This window comes from Pseudomonas sp. IT-P74, from assembly GCF_949768175.1.
Taxonomy (GTDB): Bacteria; Pseudomonadota; Gammaproteobacteria; order Pseudomonadales; family Pseudomonadaceae; genus Aquipseudomonas.
Map to the genome: position 1 here is coordinate 66,034 of NZ_CATKQD010000007.1, position 14,417 is coordinate 80,450.

At 59.9% G+C, this 14,417-nt stretch carries 13 protein-coding genes; 2 read left to right on the forward strand and 11 right to left on the reverse strand.

What is annotated here, in order from left to right; all coding sequences use genetic code 11:
• Position 1: 1 nt before the first annotated feature.
• From ACM6J5_RS06780 to ACM6J5_RS06820, 9 genes are all read right to left on the reverse strand, one after another.
• Complete coding sequence (locus tag ACM6J5_RS06780; protein ID WP_414928050.1) at positions 2-811, reverse strand: MetQ/NlpA family ABC transporter substrate-binding protein; 810 nt, start codon at positions 809-811, stop codon at positions 2-4.
• A gap of 130 nt (positions 812-941) precedes the next feature.
• Positions 942-2,300 (reverse strand): LLM class flavin-dependent oxidoreductase, encoded by a 1,359-nt coding sequence (locus ACM6J5_RS06785; RefSeq protein ID WP_095944977.1) that lies wholly within the window; start codon positions 2,298-2,300, stop codon positions 942-944.
• Positions 2,300-3,493: an SfnB family sulfur acquisition oxidoreductase gene (locus tag ACM6J5_RS06790; protein WP_414928051.1), complete on the reverse strand. Its 1,194-nt coding sequence runs from the start codon at positions 3,491-3,493 to the stop codon at positions 2,300-2,302. Before ACM6J5_RS06790 ends, ACM6J5_RS06785 begins: the two co-directional genes overlap by 1 nt.
• A gap of 38 nt (positions 3,494-3,531) precedes the next feature.
• Positions 3,532-4,764, reverse strand: coding sequence for an SfnB family sulfur acquisition oxidoreductase (locus tag ACM6J5_RS06795; RefSeq protein WP_414928052.1), 1,233 nt, complete (start codon positions 4,762-4,764; stop codon positions 3,532-3,534).
• Between the two features lie 223 nt (positions 4,765-4,987).
• A complete protein-coding gene (locus tag ACM6J5_RS06800) occupies positions 4,988-5,752 on the reverse strand; it encodes a hypothetical protein (RefSeq protein WP_414928053.1) in 765 nt (254 codons plus the stop codon).
• Between the two features lie 481 nt (positions 5,753-6,233).
• Complete coding sequence (gene tcyN, locus ACM6J5_RS06805; RefSeq protein ID WP_095946397.1) at positions 6,234-6,989, reverse strand: L-cystine ABC transporter ATP-binding protein TcyN; 756 nt, start codon at positions 6,987-6,989, stop codon at positions 6,234-6,236.
• 4 nt (positions 6,990-6,993) lie between these two features.
• Positions 6,994-7,659 carry a cystine ABC transporter permease gene (gene tcyL, locus ACM6J5_RS06810; protein WP_046040764.1) on the reverse strand — a complete coding sequence of 222 codons (666 nt, stop codon included), beginning with the start codon at positions 7,657-7,659 and terminating at the stop codon, positions 6,994-6,996.
• Positions 7,659-8,459: a cystine ABC transporter substrate-binding protein gene (tcyJ, locus tag ACM6J5_RS06815; RefSeq protein ID WP_056726933.1), complete on the reverse strand. Its 801-nt coding sequence runs from the start codon at positions 8,457-8,459 to the stop codon at positions 7,659-7,661. Before tcyJ ends, tcyL begins: the two co-directional genes overlap by 1 nt.
• A 302-nt stretch (positions 8,460-8,761) precedes the next feature.
• On the reverse strand, positions 8,762-9,754 hold the full coding sequence (locus ACM6J5_RS06820) for a D-cysteine desulfhydrase (protein WP_095946398.1): 993 nt from the start codon (positions 9,752-9,754) through the stop codon (positions 8,762-8,764).
• A 190-nt stretch (positions 9,755-9,944) separates the two neighbouring features.
• Here ACM6J5_RS06820 and epsC point away from each other — a divergent pair, with 190 nt between their 5' ends.
• Entirely contained in the window at positions 9,945-10,871 is a 927-nt protein-coding gene (epsC, locus tag ACM6J5_RS06825; RefSeq protein ID WP_150673687.1) for a serine O-acetyltransferase EpsC, read from the forward strand.
• Between the two features lie 371 nt (positions 10,872-11,242).
• The gene (betT, locus tag ACM6J5_RS06830; protein WP_414928079.1) at positions 11,243-13,198 is read left to right on the forward strand and encodes a choline transporter BetT; all 1,956 of its coding nucleotides are present in this window, start codon (positions 11,243-11,245) and stop codon (positions 13,196-13,198) included.
• Between the two features lie 9 nt (positions 13,199-13,207).
• Here the strand turns inward: betT and ACM6J5_RS06835 are convergent, their stop codons facing one another.
• Positions 13,208-13,468, reverse strand: coding sequence for a hypothetical protein (locus ACM6J5_RS06835; RefSeq protein ID WP_095946417.1), 261 nt, complete (start codon positions 13,466-13,468; stop codon positions 13,208-13,210).
• A gap of 146 nt (positions 13,469-13,614) precedes the next feature.
• Positions 13,615-14,355, reverse strand: coding sequence for an SDR family oxidoreductase (locus tag ACM6J5_RS06840; protein WP_414928054.1), 741 nt, complete (start codon positions 14,353-14,355; stop codon positions 13,615-13,617).
• Positions 14,356-14,417: the final 62 nt, after the last annotated feature.

A 14,417-nucleotide genomic window follows, 5' to 3' on the forward strand; every position in this document is an offset into this window, starting at 1 on the left:
TTCAGCTTTCCCAACCGGCTTGATAGAGCTTGCCGTGAGCCTTGTCCAGTGCGGCGCGTACAGCGGGTGAGTGCTGGTAGATGTCGACGAACCTGATCAGGCGCGGGTCGGTTTTGCTCTTGGGCTGGATCACGAACTGAATCACGTATTCCTTGTGATCGAGGCCGTCGAACAGCAGCGCGGAGCCCGCGTCGAAGGTTTTCGACAAGCGAATGTAGGCCGGGTAGCCCTGCACCAGATCGGCATCGTCATAGGCGCGAACCAGTTGCACGGCTTCGACCTGGAGGATCTTGATGTGCTTCGGGTTGGCGATGATGTCTTCTTCTGTGGCCTTGTAGCCGACGCCGGGCTTGAGCGTGATCAGACCGGCCTTGGCCAGCAGTTGCAAGCCACGACCGCTGTTGATCGGATCGTTGGCGATGGCCACGCTGGCGCCTTGCGGCAGTTCGTCGAAGCCTTTGTATTTCTTCGAGTAGAGGCCGACGTTGTTGATGATGCCGGGTGCGAACGGTACCAGGTCGAAACCCGAAGCGGCCTTGGCGTTTTCCAGGAACGGGATGTGCTGGAAGTAGTTCACGTCGATGTCGCCTGAAGCCAGGCTGACGTTCGGTGCAATCCAGTCGCTGAACTCCACCAGTTCGACTTTCAGGCCTTGTTTGCCAGCTTCTTCGACGGCCGCTTCAAGGGGAATGGCGAAGGCGGCGGTGGTGCCGATTTTCAGTGGGGCGTCGGCTGCGAAGGTCACCGAACTGAACAGGCCGAGGGCCAGGGCCAGTGCTTTGACTGGGTGGGAGAGGTCGTTCTTTTTCATGATGAGTTATCCAGTCAGTGCATTAAGTTTGTGGTGTCTGTTCGGGCCTCATCGCGAGCAGGCTCGCTCCTACAGGGGGTTTTGAGAACGCCAGAGATCTACTGTAGGAGCGAGCCTGCTCGCGATGCTTTTAGCGTCGGAAGGCCGAGCCGGTATGTTGCTCAGGCAAAAACGCCTCTCGCTGAAACAGCTTTTCGCGCAAGGTGCCGCCGTCGTACGCCGTCTTGTACGAGCCCCGCCGCTGCAACTCGGGGATCACGAGCTCGATGAAATCCACATAGCTTTCCGGCGTGACGATGCGGGTCAGGTTGAAGCCATCCAGCCCGGTTTCGGCGATCCACGACTCCAGCTCATCCGCCACTTGCTGCGGCGAACCGACCACAGTGATGTAGCGACCGCCGAGGGCGTGTTGTTCCAGCAGTTTGCGTCGCGTCCAGTCGTTGTTTTGCAGGTGCCTGGTGGCGGACTGGATCGCATTGCTCTTCACGTACTGAATCGGCTCGTCGATTTCATATTGGGAAAAATCGATCCCGGTGGACGCCGAGAAGTGCGCCACGCCGGCTTCGGCACTGGCGTAGCTCAAGTATTCGGCGTGCTTGGCCCAGGCCAGCTCTTCCGTGGCGCCAACGATCACGTTCAGGCCCATGAACACCTTGATGTCCTCGGGATTGCGCCCGGCGGAGGCGGCGCTGGCGCGCACCTTGTCCACCTGAGCCTTGGTCGATGCCTTGGTCTGGCCGCTGATGAACACGCACTCGGCATGTCGCCCGGCGAACAGCAAACCGCGATCCGAACTGCCGGCCTGGAACAGCACCGGCGTGCGCTGCGGCGAAGGTTCACACAGGTGATAACCCTCAACCTGATAGAACTCGCCCTTGTGCTCGACCTTGTGCACTTTGTCCGGCTGCGCGTAGATCCGTTGCTGCGGATCGTTGAGCACCGCGCCGTTTTCCCAACTGCCTTCCAGGAGTTTGTAGAGCACCTCCAGGTACTCGTCGGCCTGGTCATAGCGGCGGTCATGCTCGACCTGTTCGCTCAGGCCCATGGCCTTGGCGGCGCTGTCGAGATAGCCGGTGACGATGTTCCAGCCGACTCGCCCACGGCTCAGGTGATCCAGCGTCGACAGGCGGCGGGCGAACAGATACGGCGCTTCGTAGGTGAGGTTGGCGGTCAGGCCAAAACCGAGGTTTTTCGTTACCGCCGCCATCGCTGAAACAAGCAACAGCGGGTCGTTGACCGGCAACTGGATCGACTCTTTCAACGGCACGTCCACCGAGTTCTGGTAGACGTCGTAGACCCCGACGATGTCAGCAATGAACAGACCGTCGAACAGCCCGCGCTCCAGAAGCTGCGCCAGTTCGGTCCAATATTCGATCGTGTTGTAGCGGGTGGACGTGTCGCGCGGGTGCGTCCACAAGCCGTGGTTGATGTGCCCGATGCAATTCATGTTGAACGCGTTGAGCAGGATTTTCTTTTTCGCGGCGGTCATCAAATGGTCCCCCGCAGTGGCGGGTTTTCATCGTTGAGGTAGTAATTGCCCACCGCGTGATACTTCCAGCGCACCGGGTCGTGCAGGGTGTGCACCCGGGCGTTGCGCCAGTGGCGGTCGAGGCCGTGTTCGATCAGGGTTGCCTGGCTGCCGGCCAGTTCGAACAGCGTGCTGCCGGCGGCCAGGGAGATTTCGGTGCTGAGGGCGCGGGCTTCGGCGACGGCAATCGACGCAGCCGCGACGGTCTCGGCCTGGGTGTCGGCCTGGGCCTTGTCGAGGTATTCACCGGCACGCTCCAGCAGCGCCTCGGCGGCGTGCAGGCGAATGCTCAAGTGGCCGAAGCTCTTGAGGGTCAGCGGATCGTCCGTGGCTTTTTCGTGGGTGGCGTCGATCCACGGCCGGGTTTTGGTGCGCACGAAATGCAGCGCATCTTCATACGCGGCGCGGGCGATGCCGGTGTCGATGGCGGCATGGAGAATCTGCGCCAGCGGGCCAACCGGGGTCGGGCGTTCGAAAGCGCTCTGAAAGGGGATGACGTCTTCGGCGGCGACGTAGACATCTTCGAACACCACCGAACCGCTACCGGTGGTGCGCTGGCCGAAGCCGCTCCAGTCGTCGATCACGCTCAGGCCCTTGCTGTCGCGCGGGACGAACGCCAGTTGCTGCACGCCGTTTTCATCCACCACCGAGGTGGGAATGCGCTGGGCGTAGATCGCGCCCGTGGCGTAGAACTTGCGGCCATTGATGCGATAGCCGCTGGCGTCGCGAGTCAGGCTGGTGACGCGATCGTGTGCGGTTTTAGTGCCGAGTTCGGCCAACGCATTGCCGAAGCGCTGACCGGCCAAAACCTCGGCGTACAGGCGTTGCTTTTGCTCGTGGCTGCCGTTCACCCGCAGTACTTCGAGGGCATAGAAATGGTTCTGTGGGATCTGCCCAAGGGAGCCGTCGGCCCGGGCGATCAAGGCGATGACCTTGGCCAGGGTGACGTTGGAAACACCGGCGCCGCCGAATTCCTTTGGCACGCTGATGCCCCACAGGCCCGAGCGGGAAAACACCTCCAGTTCCGGGTGTGGCAAACGGCGTTCGCGGTCGCGTGTGGCGCTGTCGCGCTTGAAGTCTTCGGCAAGGTCGCTGGCGACGATCAGGGCTTGTTCATCGCTGGTGATGACCGCGACGGGGTGAGAACTTGTCATGTGTTTCTCCAGAGCTCTGGTAAAAAGTGTTCTGGTCGTCAGATCCAGGAATGGCGATTAGGCAGCGTGCCATTGAGGCGGTAGGCGCCGACCGCGTGATACTTCCAGCGCACCGGGTCGTGCAGGGTGTGTACCCGGGCGTTGCGCCAGTGGCGGTCGAGGTTGAATTCGGCGAGGGTCGCGCGGCTGCCGGCCAGCTCGAAGAGCTTTTCGCTGGCCAGCAATGAAATCTCGGTGGTCAGCACTTTGGCTTCGGCCACGGCAATCGAGGCGCGGGCGGCGGACTCGACGGTGAAGGGTGCGGCGCTGACGTCATCGAGCACTTGCCCGGCCTTGCGCAGCAGCGCTTCGGCGGCGTGCAGTTCGATTTTCAACTTGCCGATATCGGCGATCACGTACAGGTCATCGCTGGCCCGCTCGACCTTGGCGTCGATCCACGGCCGGGCGCGGGTTTTCACGAAGTCGATGGCGTCGTCGATGGCGCCTCGGGCGATACCGGCGTCGATGGCCGCTTGAATCAGTTGCGAGACGGCACCCTGGATGTTCGGCGTGTCGTTGATCCGCCAGTTATCCACCACCCATTCAGGATCGACCTGCACGTTGTTGAGCAAAATCGTGCCGCTGGCGGTGGTGCGCTGACCAAACCCGGACCAGTCATCGACGATGCGCAATCCCGGTGTGCCGCGCCGGACGAACGCCAACACTTGTTTGCCATCGTCGTTCAGCGCTTTGACCGCGACCCAATGGGCGAACAGTGCGCCAGTGGAATAGAACTTCTGGCCATTGAGGACGCCGTCTGCGGTGATGCGTGCCTTCAGTTCCAGGGTATTTTTGGTGCCGCGTTCCGGCCCGGCATTGCCGATGCGCCAGCCATCCAGGACGCTTTTGAACAGTTGTTTTTTCTGCGCTTCGGTGGCGCTGCCGAGCACCAGGTTGAGAATGCCGAACTGGTTTTGCGGGATCTGCCCAAGCGCCGGGTCCGCCGCGGAAATGATCGCGAAGACCTCGGCCAGGGTGACGAACGAAACCTGCGGGCCGCCGTACTCGCGGGGGATGGAAATACTGCCCAGGCCGCTGCGGGTGAACTGTTCTATTTCAGACCACGGGAGCTTGCGCTGCCGGTCACGTTTGGCTGCTTGCAGGCGGGCGACTTGCGCCAGTTCGTGGGCCGCGTTGATGGCTTGAGCATCGTTGCGCAGGACTTTTGCGGGCAACAACAGCGGGGCGATGTCCAGATCACTCTGGACGTTTGCATCTGCCAGACTGGACATCAGTGCCGCTCCTTGGCTGCACGCAATGCCCTGGCGATCTGCACTGGGGTGATTGTGTTCCGGACCATACCTACCTCACATCTTATGGAAGCGCCGCTTGTGGCAGCGCATGAAATCAAGGATGTCCGGTGGTCCGGTTTATATACCCTAAACGTGTATAAATATTTTATGAACTAACTTTTAGGAATATAGATAGAAGGATGATTCCACCGCAGAGGCCTTTTCATCGTCTACGGGGTTCGGCAGCCTTGAGGGGTTGTTTCTTCGGGACTTTCAGATAGGTATTTGCACATCCGATTTTCAGCGTACGGGCCGGCGCCCAGCGGGAGTTGTTGCCCACCCGGTCGAGAATGCAGTACGTCACTTCCAGCCGCAGGTCTTCGCCAGCTTCGAGGATGATGGCCGGCGGTATCCAGACCTGAATCGGCTGACCCACATCGGCGCACTTGAGCCGTGGCAGGTCCATGCGCACATCGCCCCAGCGCAGGGTGATTTCGTCGTCCACGGCCATGTTCAGGTACGGCTCGATGGTCAAGGGAACACCGCGTTTGACCTGGCTCGGGTTGACCCCCTGACGGCGAATCGCCTCGGGAATGCTCACCGGTGCCAGGCACTGGTTTTCATCGCCGCACAGCGCGGAAGGTTGGCCGCCCGGACAGTCGAGTTTGACCTGCAAGTTTCGGCTGGCCGAAATCACCGCATCTCGACCTACCTGCATGACCCGGTAGTGAAGGCGCGAGGTACCGTTGGCGACAAAGCTTTCAGGCACCCGCAGTTGTACCGGTTGGCCGACGTCGCTGGCTGTCAGCACGCGGGAGGCCACGTAGCAGTTGTCCCAGAACAGTTCGATCAGGTCGCCTTCGTCCATGGCGGGGTAAGGCGCCACATCGATCAGCAGGTGCGCCGCGCAAGTGACGTTGATACCGGTCTTGTTGGTTTGCGCCAGGGTCGGGGCCACAAGCCCGGATTTGTTCGAGGTGCTTTTCATGAAGTCTCCTTGAAGTCTTGCAACGAAGTCCGTTTCTGGGAAATCAAAAACTAAGTATCGAACAGCAAAACCATTCATTACTTTTAATTGAAATAATGAGTTTGGCGGGAAGAGTGACGTTGGTCGAAGACTAGATAAGAGTCAGGGGGGAGAGGTGTCAATGAGATTTATTAGTTATGAGTGAAGTGTGCTGTTATTCAGAAAGTTCCTACGGTGCCTAGTAAGTAAACCATGCCGGTGTGTCGAACTTTTCCGCTGAAAGTGGCTAAAAGTGGGAGGCTTGGTGTGCGTGGTTGACCGAGTGCTGCGAAAGGAACCAGATTGGGAGAAAGGGATTAATTGTAGTGGTGCATATATATGTACCGCGCATGCGTACAAAATATGTATGTCGAATGGATGGGGTTAGTTTGGTATTGGTAAAGTATTTTTTGCGATGGTGTCACTTCCGTCCATGGAAGATGGCCATTGTTGAGCAGGGTTGTTAGTTATGGCTGTTGTTCAGGAACTTGCTTAGGAATTGTTTTGTCCGCTCTTCTTTCGGGTTGGCAAACAACGCCTTCGCTTCGCCTTGCTCGACGATCACACCCTTGTCGAAAAACACCACACGGTTGGCCACGTCCCGGGCAAAGCCCATTTCATGGGTAACGATCACCATGGTGCGCTTCTCTTCGGCCAGGCCGCGGATGGTCGCCAACACCTCGCCCACTAACTCCGGGTCGAGGGCCGAGGTCGGCTCATCGAACAAGATCACTTCCGGCTCCATCGCCAGCGCCCGGGCAATCGCCACGCGCTGTTGCTGGCCACCGGAGAGGCGACGCGGGTAGGCGTCCTCCTTGCCCGCCAGACCGACCTTGGCCAACAGTTTTTTACCCAGGGCCACGGCGTCGTCGCGCGGTGTCTTCTTGACCACGATCGGGCCTTCGATGACGTTTTCCAGGGCGGTGCGGTGAGGGAACAGGTTGAAGTTCTGGAACACAAAACCTACGTGCTGGCGCAAACGCCGCACCAGGCTCTGTTGCTGGTTCAGGGGGCGGCTGGTATCGACTTCGATATCGCCGACCTTGATCCGGCCACTGGTGGGTTCTTCCAGAAAATTCAAGCAGCGCAGGAAGGTGGTCTTGCCCGAACCGCTGGGGCCGATGATCGCGACCACCTCGCCTTCCTTGACCTCAAGATCGATGCCGTTGAGCACGACTTGACCCTTGAACTGCTTTGTCAGTTTTTCCACGACAATCATCGGGTCAGGACTCCTGGTCGTGCCGATTGACCCGCGCTTCCAACTGGTTCTGCAGGTGCGAAAGCACCGTGGCCAGGACCCAGTAGATCAGTGCGGCGGCAAGATACATGGTGAAGATTTCGAAGGTGCGAGCGGTGATCAACTGCGCCTGACGGAACAGTTCCGGCACCTGGATGGTAGCGGCCAGCGCGGTGTCCTTGACCAGCGAAATGAAGCTGTTGCCCAGTGGCGGCAATGCGGTGCGCATCGCCTGCGGCAAGATGGCCCGGCGCAGGGTCTGCGCGCGGGTCATGCCGATACTGGCAGCCGCTTCCCACTGGCCGCGTTCGATGGAGCTGATCGCGGCACGCAGGATTTCACAGGCGTAGGCGGCCATGTTCAGCGAGAAGCCAATCAGGGCCGCCGGCAGCGGATCCAGTTCCAGACCCAATTGCGGCAAGCCGTAATAGATCACGAACAGTTGCACCAGCAACGGCGTGCCGCGAAAGAACGACACGTAGATGCGAGCGATCCAGCTCACCAGTTTGAAGCGCGAAAGGCGCATCAGCGCCAGACCGAAGCCCATCACCAGGCCGAAGAACATCCCGCCCAGGCTGAGAATGACCGTGTAATACGCGCCCTTGAGCAGAAAGGGCGCGGAGTCCAGTGCGAGTTGGAAAGCTTCTCCCATTATTGAGTGACGTCAGCGTTGAAGTATTTTTCCGAGAGCTTTTTCAGGGTGCCATCGGCGCGCAGCTTATCGATTGCCTTGTTCACCGCGGCCAGCAGTTCAGGCTCGCCTTTGCGCAGGGCAATGCCGGCTTCCTGACGGGAGAACGCATCACCGGCAGCGGTGGTGTCCTTGGCCTTCTTGGCGTATTCCAGCGCGGCCAGGCGGTCGATCAGAATGGCGTCGATACGGCCGACACGCAGGTCCTGGAACTTGGTCGGATCATCTTCGTAGGTGCGGATGTCAGCGGTCGGCACATTGGCCTTGACCCACTCTTCGTAGTTGGTGCCCAGGCCTACACCGACTTTCTTGCCAGACAGGTCGGCGGCGGACTTGATGTTCAGCTCGGCGGCCTTTTTCGTCAGCACCAGCGCCTGAATCCCGGAAACGGTGTAGGGCTCGGAGAAGTCATACTTCTTCTTGCGCTCTTCGGAGATGGTCACCTGGTTGATGACTGCGTCCAGGCGCTTGGATTCCAGGGCCGCGAGGATGCCGTCCCATTTGGTGGGTTGCAGCTTGACCTTCACGCCCAGCTCTTTGGCCAGGGCTTCAGAGAACTCGACTTCGAAGCCGGTCAGTTTGCCGTCGGCGTCGACGAAACTGAACGGTGGGTAGGTGCCTTCCAGGCCGACGTTGATCACGCCTTTGTCCTTGATTTGTTGCAACTGCTCACCGGCAACCGCCTGGCCAATCAGGCCGGCGCTCAGTGCCAGGCCCAGCGAACCCACCAGCAGATTGCGACGTAGTGCGGAAAAATTCATGACAAGCCCCTGTGTTTTCTTATGGAAGACGCTTTTGTGAAAATTTGGCGAAATCGGGAATTAAGCGACAGCGCTATCCTGCCTTAAAGCAGCGTATGCGTCTCTCGGGAAATTCGCCTGTAGCGTGACTATATGATGGCGTTTTTAGATTGGAAAATAATAATTAATCTTCTGGTTATTCCACTTTGGAATAGCTTGCGTTTTTACTGTAGGAGCGTGCTTGCACGCGATGGACGTCAACGATAACGCTGGCAACCTGACACCCCGCGGTGCCCTGTCGTCCATCGCGAGCAAGCTCGCTCCTACAGGAAATCCTTGTAGGCAAACAGTGCCGGTGCCCCGCCGGTGTGCAGGAAGATAATCGGCCCCTCGTCGAAACGCTGACGCCCGATCCCGTCCAGCAAACCCGCCATGGCCTTGCCAGTGTAGACCGGGTCCAGCAGCAAGCCTTCCTGACTCGCCAGCAGCTTCACCGCCGCCAGTGTGCCGGCATTCGGCTCGCCATAACGGGGGGCGAAATACTCATCCCACAACTCGACTTTGAAAGCGTCCGGCAGGCTGACGCCCAGCAACTCGGCGGTGCGTTCGGCCAAGCCTTGAACCTTTGGCCGCTGATCTTCATCGCTGCGCGAAACCGTCACACCGATTACTGGCAGATCCGGCAATGCTTCACTCAAAGCCAGTGCCAGGCCGCTGTGGGTACCGGCGCTGCCCGAAGCCAGGACCACGGCGGCGAACTTCAGGCCGGTGTCCTTGATCTGTTCGGCCAGTTCCAGCCCGGCGCGCACGTAGCCCAGTGCGCCCAGCGCATTGGAGCCACCGATCGGCACCAGGTACGGCTTCTTGCCGTTGCTGCGCAGTCGGTTGGCCAGGGCTTGCAGTTGCTCGTCTGCGTTGTCGAGGTTTTCCACCAGTTCGACCTTGGCATCGAACAGGTCGAGCAGCAGCCGGTTGCCGTTGCCGGTGTAATTGCTGTCGTCAGTGCCGAGAGGATTTTCCAGAAGGGCTACGCAGCCCAGACCCAACTTGGCGGCAATGGCGGCTGTCTGGCGTACGTGGTTCGATTGCAGCGCGCCCGCCGTGATCAAGGTGTCGGCACCCTGGGCCAAGGCATCGGCGGCCAGGTATTCGAGTTTGCGCAGCTTGTTGCCGCCCATTGCCAGCGGCGTCAGGTCATCGCGCTTGACGTACACATCGCGGCCCAGCCAGGTCGACAGGCGTTCGAGCTTTTCCAGGGCGGTGGGCTGACCGAGCAGGTCGAGGCGGTTAAAGCGGGCGAGCTGTTGTTTGATCATGAGTCCGTACTGGCGGTTGAAGATCTCAGGACTATAGGCACGCCAAAAAGCCGAGGCAACCGCCAATCGCTTATAGCCAATCGAACTGAGCACAGCACTATTGGTTCTTAATTTGCCTCGCGACCCTTGCCGTAAAGTAATCGCCGTCAGTGCGGTCAGACAGTCCGACCGCCCGTGAGGAGTTTTTACCGTGAGTGAGCGTTCCAGCCATTGGCAACTGCAAACCATCGTCAGCCAGCTGCGCACGGCACGTGAACAGTGGCGTGCACAAAACGGCCGGGCCACCGGCGAGCAGGGCGGTCGCGAATTGCCTTCCCGCGCAGCCATGGCAGACATTCTCGAAGCCCTGTGCGGTGCGTTGTTCCCGATGCGCCTGGGGCCGGTTGACCTGCGCGAAGAGAGCGAAGACTTCTACGTCGGTCACACGCTCGATGTGGCGCTGAATGCGCTGCTGGCCCAGGCGCGCCTCGAATTGCGTTATGCCGCTCGCCACAGTGCCCAGGCCGAGACGGAAGTCGAAGCCAAAACCATTCAGATCATCCAGGACTTCGCCCTTGCTTTGCCTGGGTTGCGCAGCCTGCTGGACACCGATGTGTTGGCCGCTTATCACGGCGACCCGGCGGCCCGTAGTGTCGATGAAGTGCTGTTGTGCTACCCGGGGATTCTGGCGGTGATTCACCATCGTCTGGCCCACCATTTGTACCGTGCCGGGTTGCCGCTGCTGGCGCGGATCAGTGCGGAAATCGCTCACTCGGCCACCGGCATCGACATACATCCCGGTGCGCAGATCGGCCGCAGTTTCTTCATCGACCACGGGACGGGTGTGGTGATTGGCGAGACGGCGATCATCGGCGAGCGCGTGCGGATTTATCAGGCGGTGACTTTGGGCGCCAAGCGCTTCCCGGCGGACGAAGACGGTCAGTTGCAGAAAGGCCAGCCACGGCACCCGATTGTCGAGGATGACGTGGTGATTTATGCCGGGGCGACGATTCTCGGGCGGATCACCATCGGCCAGGGCTCGACCATTGGCGGTAACGTCTGGCTGACCCGCAGCGTGCCGGCGGGCAGCAACCTGACCCAGGCGAATCTGCAGTTGGATGATGGGGCGCAGAAGTAAGATTCGGAATCTTCGCTGACAGTTCTGGCCTCATCGCGAGCAGGCTCGCTCCCACAGGGTTTTCCGTCGATCACAGCCTTTGTGTTCAACCCGATCCACTGTAGGAGCGAGCCTGCTCGCGAAGCTTTTAAATCCTACGTATTTCCTCCCTTGAGCTAGCGTAAGAACATCACCGCCGAGCCCTGCGATTAGTCCTTAGCCCCCTATCCATGTTTAACTTGAACGTTCATTCAAGTTAAACCGGCGGTTCGCTGCCCGCTCACAACAGGAGGCTTGCCTTTGCTGAGTCCGATTTCTACAGCCACGTTTTACCCCTTCGAGGTGCACCGAACATGAGTGCATCGTCCATCCCTCCAAGCGGCCTGATCCGCATGAATCCGCCGGTATTCTGGTTCTCGGCGAGTTTCATTCTGTTGTTTGGTGTCGTTGTCATCGCCATGCCCGAACAAGCCGGTGCCTGGTTGCTGGCGGCGCAAAACTGGGCGGCCAATACGGTCGGCTGGTATTACCTGCTGGCGATGACCCTGTATCTGGTCTTCGTGGTGGTCACCGCCTTGTCCGGCTACGGCAAGATCAAGCTCGGTGCCGACCACGACGAACCCGAATTCAGCTATCTGTCCTGGGCCGGCATGCTGTTCGCCGCCGGGATCAGCATCACCCTGTTTTTCTTTTGCGTGTCCGAGCCGCTGACCCACATGCTGCAACCGCCCCAAGGCGAGGCCGGTACGGCGGATGCGGCGCGTCAGGCGATGCAGATTCTGTTTTTGCACTGGGGCCTGCATGGCTGGGGCGTGTTCGCCTTTGTCGGCATGGCGCTGGCCTACTTCGCCTACCGGCATAACCTGCCTCTGGCCCTGCGTTCGGCGCTGTACCCGCTGATCGGCAAGCGCATCAACGGCCCCATCGGTTATGCGGTGGACGGCTTCGGCATCATCGCCACGGTGTTCGGCCTCGGTGCCGACATGGGCTTCGGTGTGTTGCACCTCAACTCGGGCCTGGACTACCTGTTCGGCATCGCCCACACCCAATGGATTCAGGTCGGCCTGATCACCCTGATGATGGGGGCTGCGATCATCGTTGCCGTATCCGGCGTCGACAAGGGCGTGCGGGTGATGTCCGACATCAACATGCTGCTGGCCTGTGCGCTGCTGCTGTTCGTGTTGTTCGCCGGCCCCACGCAGCACTTGCTCAATACCCTGATCCAGAACCTCGGCGATTACCTCGGCGCCTTGCCGATGAAGAGCTTCGACCTCTACGCCTACGACAAACCCAGCGACTGGCTGGGCGGCTGGACGGTGTTCTACTGGGCCTGGTGGATTGCTTGGTCGCCGTTCGTGGGCCTGTTCATCGCACGGATTTCCCGTGGCCGCACCATCCGTGAATTCGTCTTCGGCGTATTGCTGATCCCGCTCGGCTTCACCCTGGCGTGGATGTCGATCTTCGGCAACAGTGCCATCGATCAGGTGCTCAACCATGGCATGAGCGCGCTCGGCATGTCGGCCATCGATAATCCGTCGATGACGCTCTATCTGCTGCTGGAAACCTACCCGTGGAGCAAAACCGTCATTGCGGTCACGGTGTTCATCAGCTTCGTGTTCTTCGTCACCTCCGCCGACTCCGGCACCGTGGTGCTGTCGACGCTGTCCGCCAAGGGCGGCAACCCGGATGAAGACGGGCCGAAATGGCTGCGAGTGTTCTGGGGCGCGATGACCGCATTGGTGACCAGCGCGCTGCTGTTTTCCGGCAGCATCGATGCGTTGAAGTCGGCGGTGGTCCTGACCTCGCTGCCGTTCTCGCTGATCTTGCTGTTGATGATGTGGGGGCTGCACAAAGCGTTTTATCTGGAATCGCAGAAGCAGATTGCGCAGATGCATTCCTTGGCACCGGTGTCCGGCTCGCGGCGGGGTGGTTGGCGTCAGCGTTTGAGTCAGGCGGTGCATTTCCCGTCGCGGGATGAGGTCTATCGCTTCCTCGACACGACGGTGCGTCCGGCGATTGAAGAGGTGTCTGCGGTGTTCCGCGAAAAAGGCTTGCACGTGGCCCTGCACCCGGACCCGGCCCATGACAGTGTCAGCCTGGAAATCGGTCATGGCGATCAGCATCCGTTCGTTTATCAGGTGCAGATGCGCGGCTATTTCACGCCATCGTTTGCCCGTGGCGGCATGGGTTCCAAGCAACTCAACAATCGCCGCTACTACCGGGCTGAAGTGCATTTGAGTGAGGGAAGTCAGGATTACGACCTGGTGGGCTACACCAAGGAGCAGATCATCAACGACATCCTCGACCAGTACGAGCGGCACATGCAGTTTCTGCATCTTGTGCGCTGATCAAGGCCTTCACGTTTCGGTGGTCAACACCATGAACAACACCAGCGCCGCCACCGGGACACCGAACACGGCGCTACCGACCACCAGTTCGGTGCTCAAAGGCTGGCCGGCATGCACGATGCCGACTGCGCCATTGATCAGCGTCAGCGCCAGCCACAGCACGATAAAACTGTAGGCCAGGGTCTGGCGGGTGAAGCCGATGTTCTCGCCGATGTAGAGCATCAGCGCCAGGAGGATCAGGCCGAAGGTGATGATGATGGTGGTGTGCATGGTGGGCTCTGCCTTCAGATGTGTGCTGCCATCGAGGCCGCTATCGCGAGCAGGCTCGCTCCTACAAAGTAGATTTGTGTACACCAGATCATTGTGGGAGCGAGCCTGCTCGCGATAGGGTCACTGCGGTATTTGTCTGAGCATAGTTAAACCAATCCACCATTGACCCGCAAAATCTGCCCATTGACCCAAGTCGAATCCGGCCCGGCGAGGAAGGACACGACTCGGGCAATGTCTTCTGGCTGACCCAGGCGTTCCAGCGGCGCCATCTTCGCGAAACTCTGAATCTGCTCCTCACTCTTGCCGTGCAAAAACAGCTCAGTCGCTACCGGCCCCGGGGCCACCGCATTGACGGTGATGTTGCGCCCGCGCATTTCTTTGGCGAACACCTGGGTCAGGGATTCCACCGCCGCTTTGCTGGCGATGTACACCGCATAGCCCGGCAGGTTGATGCCGACGGTGCTGCTGGAGAAGTTGATGATCCGGCCACCGCTGTTCAGGCGGGTCGCCGCTTCACGCAGGGTATTGAAGGTGCCGCGGGCGTGGATGTTGAAGGTCTGCTCGAACAGTTCGTCGCTGTGTTGCGCCAGCGGCAGGACCTTGAGGATGCCGGCGTTGTTCACCAGCACATCGACCTTGCCGAACTGGGTTTCAACCTCGTCGAACATCCGGCGCACGTCATCGGCATTGGCCACGTCAGCCTTGATCGCTATGGCTTGGTGACCGGCCTGACGCAGCTCCACCACCAGTCTCGAGGCTTCGGTGGCGCTGCTGGCGTAGTTGATGGCAACGGCGAAACCTTCGCTGGCCAGTTGTTTGGCGATGACCGCGCCGATGCCGCGGGAGGCGCCGGTCACGATGGCAACTTTCGGAGTTTGATGAGTCATGTTGGTGTTCCTGTTGACGGGTGTGAAGCCAATTTCACATGTTTACTCAGGTCGATAAATGC

What these genes read in the sequence shown, in the direction of transcription:
- ACM6J5_RS06780 (WP_414928050.1), bottom strand. Translation starts at nt 811, where the DNA reads ATGAAAAAGAACGACCTCTCCCACCCAGTCAAAGCACTGGCCCTGGCC.
- ACM6J5_RS06785 (WP_095944977.1), bottom strand. Translation starts at nt 2,300, where the DNA reads ATGACCGCCGCGAAAAAGAAAATCCTGCTCAACGCGTTCAACATGAAT.
- ACM6J5_RS06790 (WP_414928051.1), bottom strand. Translation starts at nt 3,493, where the DNA reads ATGACAAGTTCTCACCCCGTCGCGGTCATCACCAGCGATGAACAAGCC.
- ACM6J5_RS06795 (WP_414928052.1), bottom strand. Translation starts at nt 4,764, where the DNA reads ATGTCCAGTCTGGCAGATGCAAACGTCCAGAGTGATCTGGACATCGCC.
- ACM6J5_RS06800 (WP_414928053.1), bottom strand. Translation starts at nt 5,752, where the DNA reads ATGAAAAGCACCTCGAACAAATCCGGGCTTGTGGCCCCGACCCTGGCG.
- tcyN (WP_095946397.1), bottom strand. Translation starts at nt 6,989, where the DNA reads ATGATTGTCGTGGAAAAACTGACAAAGCAGTTCAAGGGTCAAGTCGTG.
- tcyL (WP_046040764.1), bottom strand. Translation starts at nt 7,659, where the DNA reads ATGGGAGAAGCTTTCCAACTCGCACTGGACTCCGCGCCCTTTCTGCTC.
- tcyJ (WP_056726933.1), bottom strand. Translation starts at nt 8,459, where the DNA reads ATGAATTTTTCCGCACTACGTCGCAATCTGCTGGTGGGTTCGCTGGGC.
- ACM6J5_RS06820 (WP_095946398.1), bottom strand. Translation starts at nt 9,754, where the DNA reads ATGATCAAACAACAGCTCGCCCGCTTTAACCGCCTCGACCTGCTCGGT.
- betT (WP_414928079.1), top strand. Translation starts at nt 11,243, where the DNA reads ATGAATCCGCCGGTATTCTGGTTCTCGGCGAGTTTCATTCTGTTGTTT.
- ACM6J5_RS06835 (WP_095946417.1), bottom strand. Translation starts at nt 13,468, where the DNA reads ATGCACACCACCATCATCATCACCTTCGGCCTGATCCTCCTGGCGCTG.
- ACM6J5_RS06840 (WP_414928054.1), bottom strand. Translation starts at nt 14,355, where the DNA reads ATGACTCATCAAACTCCGAAAGTTGCCATCGTGACCGGCGCCTCCCGC.